The sequence below is a fragment of the Prescottella soli genome, from assembly GCF_040024445.1.
Lineage (GTDB): Bacteria > Actinomycetota > Actinomycetes > Mycobacteriales > Mycobacteriaceae > Prescottella > Prescottella soli.
In genome coordinates this window covers 4591884-4607735 of the sequence record NZ_CP157276.1, presented here as the reverse complement: position 1 = coordinate 4607735, position 15852 = coordinate 4591884, and the positions used below count along the sequence as shown (strand labels likewise).

The 15852-nt window shown below is 69.9% G+C and carries 16 protein-coding genes; 5 read left to right on the top strand and 11 right to left on the bottom strand.

The features are described 5' to 3' along the window. Positions 1-2 precede the first annotated feature (2 nt). Entirely contained in the window at positions 3-860 is an 858-nt protein-coding gene (gene rfbD, locus ABI214_RS21390) for a dTDP-4-dehydrorhamnose reductase (protein ID WP_348604466.1), read from the bottom strand. Between the two features lie 130 nt (positions 861-990). Here rfbD and ABI214_RS21385 point away from each other — a divergent pair, with 130 nt between their 5' ends. From ABI214_RS21385 to ABI214_RS21370, 4 genes are all read left to right on the top strand, one after another. After that, entirely contained in the window at positions 991-2481 is a 1491-nt protein-coding gene (locus ABI214_RS21385; RefSeq protein ID WP_408586510.1) for an LCP family protein, read from the top strand. Between the two features lie 4 nt (positions 2482-2485). Further along, positions 2486-3157: a hypothetical protein gene (locus ABI214_RS21380; protein ID WP_348604465.1), complete on the top strand. Its 672-nt coding sequence runs from the start codon at positions 2486-2488 to the stop codon at positions 3155-3157. A gap of 133 nt (positions 3158-3290) precedes the next feature. Further along, a complete protein-coding gene (locus ABI214_RS21375; protein WP_348604464.1) occupies positions 3291-3443 on the top strand; it encodes a hypothetical protein in 153 nt (50 codons plus the stop codon). Between the two features lie 190 nt (positions 3444-3633). Next, complete coding sequence (locus tag ABI214_RS21370) at positions 3634-4344, top strand: TIGR03089 family protein (protein ID WP_348604463.1); 711 nt, start codon at positions 3634-3636, stop codon at positions 4342-4344. Between the two features lie 70 nt (positions 4345-4414). Here the strand turns inward: ABI214_RS21370 and ABI214_RS21365 are convergent, their stop codons facing one another. From ABI214_RS21365 to ABI214_RS21335, 7 genes are all read right to left on the bottom strand, one after another. Continuing rightward, positions 4415-6850 carry an FtsX-like permease family protein gene (locus ABI214_RS21365; protein WP_348604461.1) on the bottom strand — a complete coding sequence of 812 codons (2436 nt, stop codon included), beginning with the start codon at positions 6848-6850 and terminating at the stop codon, positions 4415-4417. Continuing rightward, positions 6850-7605, bottom strand: coding sequence for an ABC transporter ATP-binding protein (locus tag ABI214_RS21360; protein WP_348604460.1), 756 nt, complete (start codon positions 7603-7605; stop codon positions 6850-6852). Before ABI214_RS21360 ends, ABI214_RS21365 begins: the two co-directional genes overlap by 1 nt. Before the next feature lie 160 nt (positions 7606-7765). Continuing rightward, complete coding sequence (locus tag ABI214_RS21355) at positions 7766-8623, bottom strand: DUF559 domain-containing protein (RefSeq protein WP_348604458.1); 858 nt, start codon at positions 8621-8623, stop codon at positions 7766-7768. Positions 8624-8789: 166 nt separating this feature from the next. Next, positions 8790-9458, bottom strand: a complete 669-nt coding sequence (locus ABI214_RS21350) for a response regulator transcription factor (protein ID WP_348604457.1) — start codon at positions 9456-9458, stop codon at positions 8790-8792. Positions 9459-9468: 10 nt separating this feature from the next. After that, positions 9469-10662 carry a sensor histidine kinase gene (locus ABI214_RS21345; protein ID WP_348604456.1) on the bottom strand — a complete coding sequence of 398 codons (1194 nt, stop codon included), beginning with the start codon at positions 10660-10662 and terminating at the stop codon, positions 9469-9471. Positions 10663-10703: 41 nt separating this feature from the next. Next, entirely contained in the window at positions 10704-11177 is a 474-nt protein-coding gene (gene purE / locus ABI214_RS21340) for a 5-(carboxyamino)imidazole ribonucleotide mutase (RefSeq protein WP_348611860.1), read from the bottom strand. Positions 11178-11209: 32 nt separating this feature from the next. Next, on the bottom strand, positions 11210-12484 hold the full coding sequence (locus ABI214_RS21335) for a 5-(carboxyamino)imidazole ribonucleotide synthase (protein ID WP_348604455.1): 1275 nt from the start codon (positions 12482-12484) through the stop codon (positions 11210-11212). 131 nt (positions 12485-12615) lie between these two features. On the opposite strand from ABI214_RS21335, the gene ABI214_RS21330 reads away from it, so the two are divergent. Further along, positions 12616-13167: a GtrA family protein gene (locus ABI214_RS21330; RefSeq protein ID WP_348604454.1), complete on the top strand. Its 552-nt coding sequence runs from the start codon at positions 12616-12618 to the stop codon at positions 13165-13167. On the opposite strand, the gene ABI214_RS21325 is transcribed toward ABI214_RS21330, so the two are convergent. Genes ABI214_RS21325 through ABI214_RS21315 form a run of 3 tightly spaced genes read right to left on the bottom strand, consistent with a single transcriptional unit; the run spans position 13164 to position 15811 of the window. Continuing rightward, on the bottom strand, positions 13164-14489 hold the full coding sequence (locus ABI214_RS21325) for a sensor histidine kinase (protein ID WP_348604453.1): 1326 nt from the start codon (positions 14487-14489) through the stop codon (positions 13164-13166). The genes ABI214_RS21330 and ABI214_RS21325 overlap by 4 nt on opposite strands. 12 nt (positions 14490-14501) lie before the next feature. After that, entirely contained in the window at positions 14502-15182 is a 681-nt protein-coding gene (locus ABI214_RS21320) for a response regulator transcription factor (RefSeq protein WP_127914529.1), read from the bottom strand. A gap of 38 nt (positions 15183-15220) precedes the next feature. Beyond that, on the bottom strand, positions 15221-15811 hold the full coding sequence (locus tag ABI214_RS21315; protein ID WP_348604452.1) for a PH domain-containing protein: 591 nt from the start codon (positions 15809-15811) through the stop codon (positions 15221-15223). Between the last annotated feature and the right edge of the window lie 41 nt (positions 15812-15852).

Below are 15852 nucleotides of genomic sequence, written 5' to 3'. Positions count from 1 at the left end.
CCTCACTCGAGCCGCGACAGCGCGTCGGCCAGAGCGTCCCGCCAGGGTCGCAACGGCGTCAGTCCGGCGGCCGCCCACGCCGTCGGCGAGAGCACCGAGTACGACGGCCGCGGCGCCGGGCGCACGAACTCCGCACTGGTGCAGGGCAACACGCGCTCGGGGTCGGCGCCGACCCCGGCGAACACCGCGCGGGCCAGGTCGAACCACGTCGCGGAGCCGGTGTTGGTCGCATGCAGCGTCGTGACGCCCGTCGCACCCGTGACCCCGGTGCGGGCGAGTTCGAACAGCCCGGCCGCCAGATCCGCCGAGTACGTGGGCGAGCCCGTCTGGTCGTTCACGACCTGGACGGTGTCGCGCTCGCGTTCGAGCCGCAGCATCGTCGCCACGAAGTCGTTGCCCGCGCCGGTGTACACCCATGCCGTCCGGACGATCTGCGCGTTCGGCGACACCTCGTGGATCGCCCGCTCGCCGGCGAGCTTGGTCCGCCCGTACGCGGTCCTCGGACCGGTCGGAGCATCCGGCTCGTACGGTGTGTGCGCGTCACCGGCGAACACGTAGTCGGTCGAGACGTGGACCAGGCGCGCACCCGCTCGCGCACACGCCGACGCCAGGTTCCGCACCCCGATCTCGTTGACCGCCGCGGCGGCCTCCTCGTCGGACTCGGCCGCGTCGACCGCCGTGTACGCCGCGCAGTTGACGACCACCGAATCCGGCCGGACCCACGAGTCCACGGCACCGCGATCGGTGATGTCGAGTTCGGCAGAGCCCACTGCGGATACGGGGACGTCGGCGGATTCCGCGCACCGCAGCAACTGGCTTCCCAGCTGTCCCCGCGCGCCCGTCACAAGAAGAGTCGTCACAGCTGCCGAGTCTGGCACGCCGGACAGCTGTATCGCGTGCCGAGCGGAGAAGACCAGTAGCCTTGACGACAGTATGAAAACCGACCGTCATGGAGGCGCACACGTGCCGCAGGAGCCCACCACACGGGAGGTGCCGAGACTGCCTGCCCGGGTCTCGCGCATCCAGATCGCCATCGCGATTGCGGCGGTCCTCGTGCTCGTGGTCACCGGATTCGCCTGGCGCAGTGTCGATTCGCTGCGGTCGAGCCTCGCCACGGCCGGCGGACTCGGACTGGGTGGAGGCAAGGACGGCGCCGTCGACATCCTCCTCGTGGGTACCGACAGTCGCACCGACGCCCACGGAAATCCCCTCAGTCAATCCGAGCTCGCCGCGCTGCGCGCCGGCGACGAGGTGGCGTCCAACACCGACACGATCGTCCTCGTCCGGGTCCCCAACGACGGCGGTTCCGCCACCGCCATCTCCATCCCCCGCGACGCGTACGTCGAGGTGCCCGGGATCGGGATGTCGAAGATCAACGCGGCCTACGGCGCCACCAAGGAGATCGAACGACAGAAGCTGATCGAGGACGGCAAGTCGGACGCCACGGCCGACAAGGAATCCACCCAAGCCGGCCGCGAGGCGCTCATCAAGTCGGTCGCGAAGCTCACCGGCATCACCGTCGACCACTACGCGGAGATCGGCCTGCTCGGATTCGTTCTGCTCACGGACGCCGTCGGCGGCGTCGACGTGTGCCTCAACGCGCCTGTCGACGAACCGCTCTCGGGTGCCAAGTTCCCGGCCGGCGAGCAGAAGCTGAGCGGCTCCGACGCCCTCAGCTTCGTCCGCCAGCGTCACGACCTGCCCCGCGGTGACCTCGATCGGATCGTCCGGCAGCAGGTGTTCATGGCGTCCCTGGTCCAGCAGGTGCTGAGCGCGAAGACACTCACCAACCCCAGCAAGCTGAACCAGCTGACCGCGGCCGTCCAGCGGTCCGTGGTGCTCGACTCCGACTGGGACATCATCGATTTCGCCACCCAACTGCAGGGCCTCGCGGGCGGCGCCGTCAAGTTCGAGACCGTCCCGGTCGTCGACATCAACGCCATGACCGACTACGGCGAGTCGATCGTCCAGGTCGACCCCAAGGCCGTCCGCAAGTACGTCGCCGGACTCGTCGGCGAGGACCCGGCGGACGACGCCGAGACGACCACCTCGGCGGTCCCGACGACGATGCCCGACATCGACGTCTCCTCCATCACCGTCGACGTCGCCAACGACAGCAGCATCGGTGGCCTCGCCGCGAACGCCGCCACCATCCTCGAGAACAAGGGTTTCGGCCTCGGCAACGTCGGCAACAACACCGGCAAGTCCGTCACGCGAACCACGGTGTTCGCGAACAAGTCCGGTAGCAAGGCCGCGCAGGCCGTCTCCGTGACGCTCGGCGGGCTGCCGGTCGAAACCGACTCCTCCCTCGCGTCGGGCGAGGTCCGCGTCGTCCTCGCCGGTGACTACAAGAGCCCGTCCGGGTCCTCGTCGTCCGGCGCGGCCTCGGACGGCATTTCGAGCGCCGGTACCTCGCCCACCCCCGTCGAACCCGGTCCCCCGATCGACGCGGGGAACAAGGGTCCGCGCTGTGTCAATTGACGGGATGCGTGTCTCGGACGGAACCACGAAGTGGCTGAAGGACTTTCTGGTCGCCTGGTACGGCGGTCGAAGCCCCGGGTACGGCTCCCCCGACGCCGACCTGCCGGCGTCCCTGCCGTCCGCGTTGAGGGAGCTGTACGCCTTCGCGGGCCGTTGGCCGAGTCGGGATCCCGAAGAACACCTGCCGGACTCGCCGATGATCTTCCAGCACCAGGACGCGCTCGTTCGCGCGGCCGACCTGGCGACGAACGGCGGCACCATCGACTTCCTGCGCGAGAACCAGGACAGCTGGACCTGCCGGGTGGCGGCCGGGACGGATACATCGGCCGTGTTCAGCAATGCGCACTGGATGTGGGATGACGTCGACACGGACGACTATGTCGAACTCGCCCCGACGCTGGAGCATTTCCTGACGTCGTTCGTGCTGCAGGAGACCGTGATGGGCTGCCGCAACCTGGTCGTCGCCGACAACGCGACGGCACTGGCCGCGTCGGGCCTGCCGGATCGAGCCACGCCGCTGTGGCTGCAGGGTTGGTACGTGTTCGACGAACCCACCCACAGTTTCTGGCGGTCCGGACCGTTTCTCCTGGCCGAGATCACCGGAACCCACTGGGTCGGATGGAACGAGGGGTCGGCCCGGCTTCCCGCCGAGCTGACGTTCGACAGGGTTCGATAGGGACCCCCCAACCGTCCCCTAATCGCCCCCTAATCTGCGGCCGATCCCTCCCCTCGACCGCACAGCGCACGATCCAATCACTCTCGACACCAACCGGTGTCGACCTGGATCGAGTGACACACAGGAGCACATCATGTCCTTCTCCGCTCTCTTCTCGGCACTGCTGTCCGCGATGTTCGGCGCCGACTTCGGACTCGGCTCGGACGGCGGTTCGATCGGCTCCAGCGCAGGGGCGAACGGTGGCGCCAACGGTGGCGCCAACGGTGGGTTCAACTTCGGATCCTGACATCCGACCGACTCCGGTAGCCGCGGCCTCGTGAGGCCACGGTCCACGCAGGCGGGACACCGATGGCCGTGTCCCGCCTGCGCACGGGGAACCAGCCGACACGAATCGACGCCGTCGAAGTAGATTGGCCAGTGCTGTCGATCTGCACTGCGACTCGACGTTCGCATCTCGTGAAAGAACGGAAGACCCCGTGCCCAACCTGACCACCGCGCTGCTCGATCCGATCCTCGCCACCGACCCGGCCGGCCCGCGAATCACGTACTACGACGACGCCACCGGTGAGCGCATCGAGCTGTCGGCGGTGACCCTGGCAAACTGGGCCGCGAAGACCGCGAACTTCCTGTGCGACGAGTTCGCGCTGATGCCCGACGCCCGGGTGTCGGTGCTGTTGCCCGCGCACTGGCAGACCGCCGCCGTCCTCCTCGGTGCATGGTGGGCGGGGCTCGAGGTGACGCTCGACGCCGACCCCGACGCGGACGCCGCACTCGTCACCGTCGACCGCCTCGACGACGTCGCCGACGCCCCCGAGGTCGCGGTGCTCTCACTCGACGCGTTCGGCCGCCCGGTTCCCGACCTGCCCATCGGGGTCACCGACTACGCGACGGCGGTGCGCGTGCACGGCGACCAGTTCCGCGCCGTGGGCGCCGGTTCCGCCGCGCTCGACGGGCGCGCGATCGACGACGTCCTCGCGTCGGCCCGCGCCGTCGCCGCCGAGCAGAACGTGACCGGCGCGGACCGGGTGCTCTCGACGCGCACGTGGACGACTGCCGACCAGTTGATCGCGGGACTCGTCTCGGTGCTCGCGGTCGGCGCCTCGCTGGTGCAGGTCTCCAACTCCGACGACGCCGCCCTCGCCCGCCGAGTCGACTCCGAGAAGGTCACCGCTCGACTCGGGGCATAGCCACCGTCCACGAGAGGCCCGGGTCGGCATCGCCTGCCGAACCCGGGCCTCTCGTGTCGTCCTCACGACCTCACGCCAGCGCGGCCACCGGAGCCGTCCCGGCCGCCCGCCGCGCCGGGAGCAGCGCCGCGATCATGCCGGCCGCGCCGCCGCCCACCACGATCGCGGCGAGCGTCGCCCACGGCAGCGCGTTCAGCACGACGTCGTCGAATCCGAACACCGACGCCGATCCGGTGATGCCGAACACCAGGCCCAGGGCCACACCGAGCGCCGACGCCACGCCCGCGATCAGCAGCGCCTCCCACAGCAGCAGCGACCGCAGCCCCGACCGGGTCAGGCCCAGCGCCCGCAGCAGCCCGGACTCGCGGCGGCGTTCGAGCACCGACAGCGCCATCGTGTTGCCGACACCGATCAGCGCGATCACCACCGCCACCGACAGCAGGCCGGCGACGATCAGCAGCAGCGTGTCGAGGATCGAGTCCAGCGTCGCGCGCATCACGAGCGACCCGCCGACGTCGCTGCCCGGGGCCGACTGCTCTGCGAGCGAAGTGATCTCGTCCTGCACCGCGCGACTGTCGGCTCCGTCGTCGAGCCGGATCCACACCTGGTCCTGCGTCACCTGCGACGACAGCGCCGCGAGGATCTGCGCGTCGGCCAGCACGGGGGTGCCGAACTCGGCGCTGCCGACCGTCAGTTCGGCGCGGCCGGAGTTGCCGGTGAGCGACACCGTGTCGCCGTCCGCGAGGCCGAACGCCTGGCGCTCGTCCGGCCCGACCAGCAGTTGCCGCGGACCCGGCAGGTCGATGTCGGTGCGCAGCGTCGCACGGACAGCGGCGACGTCCACGCCGGTGACCGTGAGGGTGCGCCCGTCCGGCAGGGCGAGGTCGGCGGCGCCCAGGGGCGCGACCGCCGCGACGCCGTCCAGGCCCCGCACGCGATCGGCCAGATCGGCCGGCAGTCCCGCGGACCCCGCGGTGCTGATGCTCACGTCCACCGGGAACTGGTCGTCGACGGCGCCGGGCGCGCTGGCCTTGGTCACCGCGATCCCGACGACGAGGGTGCTGGTGAGCGTGACACCGATCAGCAGCGCCGTCGCGGTCGCCGCGGTGCGGCGCGGGTTGCGCCCGGCATTGCCCGCCGCCAACTCGCCCACCGGGCCGCCCAGACGTGCCACCAGAGCACCCACCCGGGAGACCACCGCCGGGATGATCCGCTGTCCGAGGATCACGATCGCCACGAACGTGAGCAGCCCGCCGAGGCAGGCGATCATCACCTGAGCGGACGCGACACCGATCCCGAGGATGCCGGCGCCCACGGCGAGCGCGAGGCCGCCGCCGATCCGCCGGGTCCGCGACACCACCAGCGCTTCCGGCGCGGATTCCAGCGGCTGCAGCGCGGCCAGCGGTGCCACCCGCGTGGCCGCCCGGCCGGGAGCCGACGCCGCCACCATCGTCATCGCGATACCCACCACGAGGCCGACCAGCACCGTCACCGGCGTCACGCTCAGGTCCTGCAACGGGATCGGCACGTCGGCCGCCGTCGCGATCTGCGCCACCAGCCAGGCGGCGGCGACACCCAGGCCGACACCGAGCACCGACGCCACCGCGCCGACACCGGCCGCCTCGACCCGCACACTGCGCCGGACCTGCGCGGCCGTCGCGCCCACGCAGCGCAGCAGCGCCAGTTCCTGGGTACGCGCGGCGAGCAGGACCGCGAACGTGTTGGCGATGACGAGCCCCGCGACGACGACCGCGATCGCGCCGAACGCGAGCAGCACGCTCGCCAGGACGTCGGAGCCGCCGAGGAAGCGCTGCGACTCCAGCTCCGCCTGCCGGACACCGGTTTCCACCGTGACATCGGCGGGCAACATCGAGCCCACCCGCTGGGCCAGCTGCTCCTGCGACAGGGTGCCGTCACCGGCGACGCGGATCTCCCGCACCGTCGCGCCCGACTCCCACTGCCCCAGCTGCGCCGGCGTCACGAAGACGGTCGTGCCGTTCATGCTCTGCGCCGTGCCCGAGAGATCGACGGTGCCGACCACCTTCGCGGTCTCCGTCGTCGGCGTGTCACGCCCCAGCACCGTCACCGTCAGGTCGGTCCCGACCGGGATACCCGACCCCGACCCGACCGCGACCTCGCCCAGCGTCTCCGGGAACCGGCCGTCCTGCAACTTCTGCCAACGCAGCCCGGGATCCTGCGACAGCGACAGCGCCGACCCGTACGACGAGCCCTCCCCGTCGCGCCGCACCTTCACACCGGCCGAGCTGTCCTCGGCGACCGCCCGCACGCCCGGGATCGCCGCGACCGTCGCCGGGTCGACGGTGCCGGTGACGACCACGTCCGTCGTCGCGTACTGTCCGGCAAGCGAATTCGTCACACCCGCGTCCAGCGTCGAGTTCAACGTCAGCGTCGCCACGACGAACGCGACCGAGATCACGCCGGCGAGCACCGACGCGAGATACCGCCCCGCGTGGGCGCGCATCTGTGCCCAGGCCAGCCCGCGCATCAGCGGGTCCGGTTCAGGTCGTCGGCGCCGAGCGAACGCATCGTCTCGATCACCGAATCGGTGGTGGGGCGGTCGATCTCCCCGGCGATGCTGCCGTCGGCGATCAGTACCACCCGGTCGGCGTACGACGCCGCGACCGGATCGTGCGTCACCATGACGACCGTCTGCCCGGTCTCCCGGACGCTCGTGCGTAGCAGGTCGAGAACCTCGGCGCCGGTGCGGGAATCGAGGTTTCCGGTGGGCTCGTCGGCGAAGACGACGTCGGGCTGCGGCAGCAGCGCCCGCGCGACAGCGACACGCTGCTGCTGTCCGCCGGACAGCTCGTGGGGGCGATGTCCCAGGCGGTCGGTCAGCCCCAGGCGGCGCACCACCTCGTCCCGCCAACCGCGTTCGGGTGCCCTGCCCGCCAGCCGCATCGGCAGCAGCATGTTCTCCTCGGCCGACAGCACCGGCAGCAGGTTGAACGCCTGGAACACGAACCCGATCCGCTCCCGGCGCAGCTCGGTCAGCTCACGGTCGCCCAGCGAGGTGATCTCGGTGCCGCCCACGTGCACCGTGCCCGACGTCGCGACGTCGAGCCCGGCCAGGCAGTGCATGAGCGTCGACTTGCCCGAGCCGGACGGACCCATGATCGCGGTGAAGGCGCCGGCCTCGAAGTCCACGTCCACGCCCCGCAGCGCGTGGACCGCGGTCTCGCCGTCGCCGTACGTCTTGGTCAGGGCCCGCGCCTGCACCTTCTGGTCACCATTTCTCATGCTCTCGACGTTATGGCCGGTCAGGGGTCTTCCACATCGGAGCGCGGGGCGATCTCCGCGGCCGGCGGCGTCATACCCGGGTAGGACCCCGCATCAGCCTCAGCGCCCATTCCTTCGCGATCGGCGCGGATTCCCGCTCGTGTGGACAAGGAATGGGCGCTCAGGTCGATCGGCGTCGGTTGTGCCGCCGACGTCGCACGATCGCGGAAATCTCCTCTGCCACCGCATCCGGATCGGTGAGGACGTCGGAGGCCGCATAGCGCAGCACCAGCCAGCCCTGCTGGACCAGCCAGTTCTGGCGATGCCTGTCGCTGCGGAACACGTCAGGTGCGCTGTGGAATTCGCGGCCGTCCACCTCGACAACGACCTTGGCCCGGGCATCGACGAAGTCGCACACGTACGGGCCGACGGGTTCGTTTGCCGCCATCGGACAACGTCGCCGGTTCAGCGCCCGCGCGAGCAGACGTTCCGGTTCCGACGCGAACCGCACCGCGGCGGTGCGGAGTTGCGCGACAGCCGTGGTGTTACCCCATCGGCCGGGGTGCTTGTCGCACAGTGCGCGCAGTTCGTCGCGGGTGACGGAGCTGGTTAGTCGATCGTCGACGAGGGGTTCGAACTCGTGGGAAGACATGACCGCGGCGCAGTCCACCACGGTCTGGGCGGCCGACACCGTCGGCAGCGACCAGGATTCCCCTACCTGGGCGTCGTCGAGGTTGCGACGGTGCAGTAGAAGCCACTTCGGTGTTCGCGCACGAACACGGGTCGGAACCGTAGCCTCGACCACGTCCGGCTCGCCGGTCCATCCATACAGCCACGCGGCCGTCCGGTGGCTCAGCACGGCGGCCGGCTGCCAGCGGGTCACCGCGTGGCAGAGGGCAAGTGTCGTCGGTTCTGTCACCGCATAGATCCTCGGCAGCACCCGGTGGTATCGACCGCTGCGGCAGCGGCTGCCGATGGTGCTGCGCGGGATTCCGGCGGTGATCAGTTCGTCGAAGGTGTGGATTCCGAAGGGGTTCACAATCGCAGACTCGGGGCGGCCGACGACATCGAGTGCCCGTGATCGCGGCCTCGCAGCAGATCTGGGGATGAGAATGATGCTGTGGACAGTCGGCCTGAGCGCCCATTCCTCGTCCGACCGCGCGGGAATCCGCTCGCAGCGGGAAGGAATGGGCGGCGAGGCTGAGTCAGTCGGAGCCGAGGAGGTCCTGCGGCCGTACCAGCCCGATCTGGAACGCGTACAGCACGGCCTGCACGCGATCGCGCGAGCCGGTCTTCGAGAGAACCCGTCCCACATGGGTTTTCACCGTCGCCTCGGAGACCACGAACTTCTCGGCGATCTCGGCGTTCGACAGCCCGTGGGCCATCGCCTCGAGCACCTCCACCTCGCGGGGCGTCAGGTCCTCCGGAAGTGACGGCTGCACCGCATTGCCCAGCATCGGCCCGACGTGCTGCAGCAGCTTGCGGGTAGAGCGGGCTTCGATGACCGCGTCGCCGCGGTGCACGGTGCGGATCGCGTCGAGCAGTTGCTCGGGTGGGACATCTTTGAGGAGGAAGCCGCTCGCGCCGGCGCTGATCGCCGACATCACGTACTCGTCGTTCTCGAACGTGGTGAGGACCACCACCTTCGGCGAATCGTCTCGGGCAGTGAGCCGGCGGGTGGCCTCGATGCCGTCCATGTTCGGCATCTGGACGTCCATCAGCACGACGTCGGCGGGCGTGCGCGACAACTCCTCGACGCCGCGGGCGCCGTCCGACGCCTCGAGCACCACGGTGAGGTCGGGCTGCGAGTCGATCACCATGCGGAACCCGGCCCGCACCAGTTGCTGGTCGTCGACAAGGGCCACGCGAATCATGGCGTCCAGCCTAGGGCGCGACGTACGGGAGCCTGCCCCGCACCCGGTATCCGCCGCCCGGCACCGGTCCGGCCGTGAGCTTTCCGCCGTGCAGCTTGGCCCGCTCGGTCATGCCGATCACACCCTGACCGCCCGGCGACGGCTCGATCAGCGCCGCCGCACCACCGCGGCCGTCGTCGGCGACGACCAGTTCGACGTCGTCCGGCCCCCAGTTCACCGCGACCCGCGCCTGCGCTCCGGGCCCGGCGTGCTTGAGAACGTTGGTCAGCGACTCCTGCACGATGCGGTACGCCGTCAGTCCCGCGCCGGTGGATAGCTCCCGCCGCTCACCCGTCACCGTCATGCCGACGTCCAGGCCGCCTCGCCGCAACTCCGCGACCAGGCTCTCGATGTCGTCGGCGCCGGGCATCGCGGCGAACTCCCGCGGCCGGTCCTCGCGCAGCACCGACAGCAGCGCCCGCATGTCCGTCAGGGCCTGCCGCCCCGTCGACGCGATGGTCTCGAGCGCGGTGATCGCGGCCTGTGGGTCCTGCGCCGCACCGTACCGGCCGCCGTCGGCCTGCGCGATGACGACGGTGAGCGAGTGCGCGACGATGTCGTGCATCTCGCGGGCGATGCGGGTGCGCTCGTTGACGGCCGCCAACTCCGCCTCCTGGGCGCGCTCGAGTTCGAGCAGCCGGGCCCGCTCGGCGAGCCCCTCGAGTTCCTGGATGCGCACCCGGCGCAGGTCGCCGAACGCCCACACCGCGAGCACGAACACCGTGAGGAAGACCGCGGAGACCACCGCGGACTCCAGCCCGACCTCCTTGTTCGCGAAGTACCTGAACCCGGCCGCGGTCGCTCCGAGGATGGCGATGACGAGGGCGGTGTAACTGCTCCACCGGGGTGCGTAGGCCGCGAACGCGTACAGCGCGACCGGCACCGCGACCACGCTCGGCATCAGCATGTCGTCGACGACGAACAGGTGCAGAACCGCGAACCCCGCGACCACGAACCCGGACACGACGGTGTGCGAGCGCCGCCACGCCAGCGGCACCGTCATGCCGATGGAGACGACGAGCGCAGGCCAGCCGAAGCTGATCGCGGTCGGGAGACAGACCAACGTCAGGAGCGCCGCCTCGGCGCGGTCGATCCCGACCGCGTGGGCGGCGCTCCAGCGATACCAACGCTCGCTCAGTCGAGATCGGGCCGGGAAACGAGCCATGCCGTCAGCCTAGAGTCCGATCCGATCCCGACGACGCGTGCTCAGCCGAGCAGCTTGGCGCGCAGCGCCTCGTCCTTCTCGAGCACCATCTGCTCGAGACCGGCCTGGAAGTCGGCCATCCGCTGCAGCAGGGCCGGATCCGACGCGCCGAGGATGCGGGCCGCGAGCAGACCCGCGTTGCGAGCGCCGCCGATCGACACCGTCGCGACCGGGACACCGGCCGGCATCTGCACGATCGAGAGCAGCGAATCCATGCCGTCGAGGTACTTCAACGGAACCGGCACGCCGATCACCGGCAGCGGCGTCGCCGACGCGACCATGCCGGGCAGGTGGGCGGCGCCACCGGCACCGGCGATGATCACCTTGAGTCCCCGAGCTGCCGCGTCATGCGCGTAGTCGAGCATGCGCTGCGGGGTGCGGTGCGCCGACACGACGCCCACCTCGAACCGGATACCGAACTCGGCGAGCGCCTCGGCGGCGGCCTCCATCGTCGGCCAGTCCGAGTCGCTGCCCATGATCAGCCCGACGAGGGGCCCGTTCGATTCAGTCACTTGCTGTCCGCTCCCGTGTGCTCGTTCCAACCGTCGGTCCATTCGGCGTGCGACATCCAGTGCGCGGCCCGCTCGGCGCGCTCACGCACCGAGGCCACGTACTGCGGGTCGTCGATCGATCCGCCGGCCGCGCCGAGCACGTTCACGTGCCCGATCTTGCGGTCCTTGCGCTCGCCCTTGCCGTACAGGTGCACCTTGACATCGGGCATGCGCGCAAACAGGTGGTGCAGCCGCTCGTCCATGCTCATCGTGGGCGCCTCGGGCGCGCCGAGGATGTTCGCCATCACCGTGACCGGGGCGATGGGCGACGGGTCGCCGAGCGGGTAGTCCAGCACGGCCCGCAGGTGCTGCTCGAACTGCGACGTGCGCGCGCCGTCCTGCGTCCAGTGACCGGAGTTGTGCGGACGCATCGCCAGCTCGTTCACGATCAGCTTGCCGTCGGTGGTCTCGAACAGCTCGACGGCCATCGCGCCCACGACACCCAGCTCGGACGCCACCCGCAGCGCCAGCTGCTCGGCCTCCGCCGCCAGCGCGGTGGACAACTGCGGGGCAGGTGCGAGCACGACCGCGCACTGCCCGCTGCGCTGCACCGTCTCGACGACCGGCCACGACGCGCCCTGCCCGAACGGCGAGCGCGCGACCATCGCGGAGAGTTCACGGGTGAAGTCGATGGCCTGCTCGACCATCAGAGTCACGCCCTTGTCGAGCTGCTCGGTGACGATGGCCTCGGCCTCGTCGGAGTCGTCGGTGATCCACACACCGCGGCCGTCGTAGCCGCCGCGGACCGCCTTGATGACAACGGGCCAGCCGTGCTCGGCGCCGAACCGGACGACGTCCTCGGCCCACGTGACCTCGGCGAAGGCCGGGATCGGGGCGCCCATCTCGCTGAGCTTGCGGCGCATCGCCAGCTTGTCCTGCGCATACACGAGGGCCTGCGGCGGCGGCTGGACGTTGACGCCCTCGGACACCAGCACGTCGAGGTGTTCGGTGGGGACGTGTTCGTGGTCGAACGTCAGCGCGTTCGAACCGAGCGCGGCCTTGCGCAACGCCGCGAGATCGGTGTGGCTGCCCAGCACGACATCGGGGCTGACCTGCGCGGCGGGCTCGTCGATGCTGCCGGCGAGCACCCGCAGAGTCTGTCCCAGCTCGATCGCGGCCTGGTGGGTCATGCGCGCGAGCTGACCGCCGCCGATCATCGTCACCACGGGCATCCCACTCGGGAGATCACGCGGCGGAGTCGGGCGAGATTCGGAATCAGATTTGCCGGTCACGACACACCATGGTGTCACGTTCGTTTCCGAGCGGTTCTGCCGAGGTCATCCGGCGTCCCGACCTGTGAAGAAGCTGATAAGTATCGATCCAGCGCGTGGATCGAGATCGCGGGTTCGTACAATACTTCGTTGTGTCTTTCGTCGACGCGGCGTTGAGCCGAGTTCCTCAGCCCCTCCGTGCCGTCGTCCTCCGCCACCACGAACTGATCAAATTTGCAATCGTCGGCGGAACGACGATGGTGGTCGACCTGGCCATCTTCTATTCCCTGAGCCTGACGATCCTCGAGCAGAAGCCCGTGGTCGCCAAGATCCTCTCGGGTGTGGTCGCGACGATCCTCAGTTACGTCCTCAACCGCGAGTGGTCGTTCAAGCATCGCGGTGGCCGCGAGCGGCACCACGAGGCGCTGCTCTTCTTCACGATCAGCGGCATCGGCGTCGGCATCGCGGCGGCCCCCCTGTTCATCGCGAACAACATCTTCGACGTCCGCTCGTCCGTGAGCCTCACGGCGCTGGTTTTCGTCGACTTCGTCCTGAACTACATCATCGGCAACCTGCTGCAGATGGTCTTCCGGTTCTGGGCGTTCCGCCGGTGGGTGTTCCCGGAGGAGACTGCCGAACACGAGGTGATCGAACAGCCGGAGCCTGCGGCCGAACTCACGGGCGAGGAGCCGGGGCAGAGCTAGCGCGGCTCGTGGATTCCGGTCACCCGGGTCGGCACGTCGTCCCGAGCGGGAGCGAGGAACACCGCGAACAGGGCCGGCCGGCGACGCTGCAGTTCCAGACGGCCCCCGTCGGCCTCGACGAGTGCCCGGGCCAGCGCCAGCCCGACGCCCGTCGACCCGGCCCCCGAGAATCCCCGGTCGAAGATGTGCGGCGCCAACTCGTCGCTCACACCCTCTCCCTCGTCGGACACCTCCACGCACACGCGTGATCCCGTGCCGGTCCCCCGGCCCGCCGGACCCGACACCAGTCGCACCGACACCGTGCACGTGCCGGCGCCGTGCTGCAGCGAGTTGTCGATCAGCACCGACACCGCCTCACGCAGCCGCGATCCGGTCGCCTTCGATGTCAGCCTCGGCTCGCCCCGCAGGCGCAGCACCCGGCCCGCGTCCTTGTACGGGCCCTGCCAGTCCGCGACGACGCTCGCGAGCTCCCCCACCACCGAGACCGGTTCCCGGTTGGCGGCACCGCTGTCGCGCGACGATCGCACCAGATCGTCGACGGCGACGGTGAGACGATCGACCTGCGCCATCGCCTCCTCCGCCTCGTGCACCACATCGGGGTCCGGGTGCCCCGACAGCTCGTCGAGTCGCAGCCGCACCGCGGTGAGGCGGCTGCGCAGCTGGTGGGACACGTCCGCGACGAGCGCATGTTCACGTTGCAGGCGCCCCGAGATCTCGACGGTCGCCGAGTCCAGCACGTCGGACACGCGATCCAGTTCGGGGATGCCGTGGCGGCGGGAATCGGGCCGGAAATCACCCTCGGCGAGCCGCGCGGCCCGCTCGGCCACATCCTTGAGCGGATCGGCGAGACGTTTCGCGGTGACCACGGCGACACCGGCGCCGGCGCCCATCGACGCGAGAACGAGCAGAGTCACCGCACCGACCGCCTGCCGCTGCAGGGTCCGCATCCGATCCGACGGCGCCTCCAGGCGCAACGAACCCGACGTCCCCATCGACAGCGACTCGACCAAAGGTGAGTCCACCGACTCCGCACCGATGTCCAGGCGCGCGGCGCCTTCCTGCGGAGTCGGGTAGACGACGACCAGCTTGCCGCCCTCCGGGACGACGAGGCGCAACGACGTGGTGTCCAGGCCGTTCTCGACGACGCCGGCGCTGCCCTCCTGCACGATGATCTCGGCCGCCATCCGGTCGAGTCGGCCCTGGAGGTCGCTGCGGGTGAAGTCCTCCACCCACTGCCACGCGGTGTAGACCAGCGGGACACCGAGCAACAAACCGGTGAAGATGACGACCGCAAGGATCGACAGGAGGATTCTGCGACGCACGGTGTGGGGAACCTAGTCGGTGTTGATACGGAATCCGACGCCGCGCACGGTGGCGATCCGCCGATCCGCGCCCGCGCCCTCGTCCCCGATCTTTCGCCGGAGCCAGGACATGTGCATGTCGAGGGTCTTCGACCCGCGCAGCTCCACGTCGCCCCAGACTTCCCGGAGGATGGTGTCCCGCGAGACGACCTGGCCGGCGTGCTCGAGCAGCACCCGCAGCAACTCGTACTCCTTGTTGGCCAGCGCCACCTCGGACCCGTTGACGAGGACCCGTCGGGCCGCGGGCTCGAGCCGGATACCGGCGACCTCGACGACGACGTCCTCCCCGCCTCCGCTGCGCCGCAGCAGCGCCCGCACCCGCGCCATGAGTTCGGCCAGGCGGAACGGCTTGCCGACGTAGTCGTCGGCGCCCGCGTCCAGTCCGACGACGAAATCCACCTCGTCTGTGCGCGCGGTGAGCATGAGCACCGCCAGATCCAGGCTGTGTGCGCGCAACTGACGACACACTTCGAGCCCGTCCATCCCGGGCAGGCCGAGATCGAGGATCAGGAGTTCGAACTCGCCGGTGAGCGCGCGCTCGAGCGCGGTGGGCCCGGTCTGTTCGATCGTGACGGTGTAGCCCTCGCGGCCGAGTGCACGCGACAGCGGAGCAGCGATGGCCTCGTCATCTTCGGCAAGCAGTACGGCGGTCACGACGACAGCCTACGGTCGGTTCGGCCCGAGCGGATCTATTACCAGCCTTTCCGGTGATTCCGACGATCGTCACCGACCACGCCCGGTGTCTCCGGCCGCGAGAAGCGATCGTCGTAGTACGTGTCGCGGTGAGTGTTCGTGGAATCGAAGACCTGGTGGTACAGCAGCGAATGCACCTTCTGGACCTCGGGGATGTCGTCGAATTCGAGGGGATCGTCCGACGATGCGACGATCATGAGCGTCCCGGTGTGCAGCATCCGGTCGACGAGTCCGTGCCGGAACTGGACGTTGCTGATCCGGTTCATCGGGATGTCGATGCCGGTGTGGGTCAACACGCCGTGCCGGATCATCACGCGCCGGTCGGTGACGATGAAGTGCGTCGACTTCCACCGCAGCGCCGGCACCAGGACTTTCCACACCACGATCGCGAGCCACGCCACGGCGACCACGAGCGACACCACCGTCACCGACCCGCCGGTCAACTGCGACTCCGCGAGCCCCACGAGGAACCCCGCGATCGCTGTGGCGAGGATGAAGATCACCGACGGAACGACGAGCATCTTCCAGTGCGGATGCCGGTGCAGCACCAGTTCCTCGTCCGCCGCCAGGGCGTCCTGTGGGTATCCCATGGAAAGAGTGTGACAGGTCGGCATGGCGCCGACCTGTCACG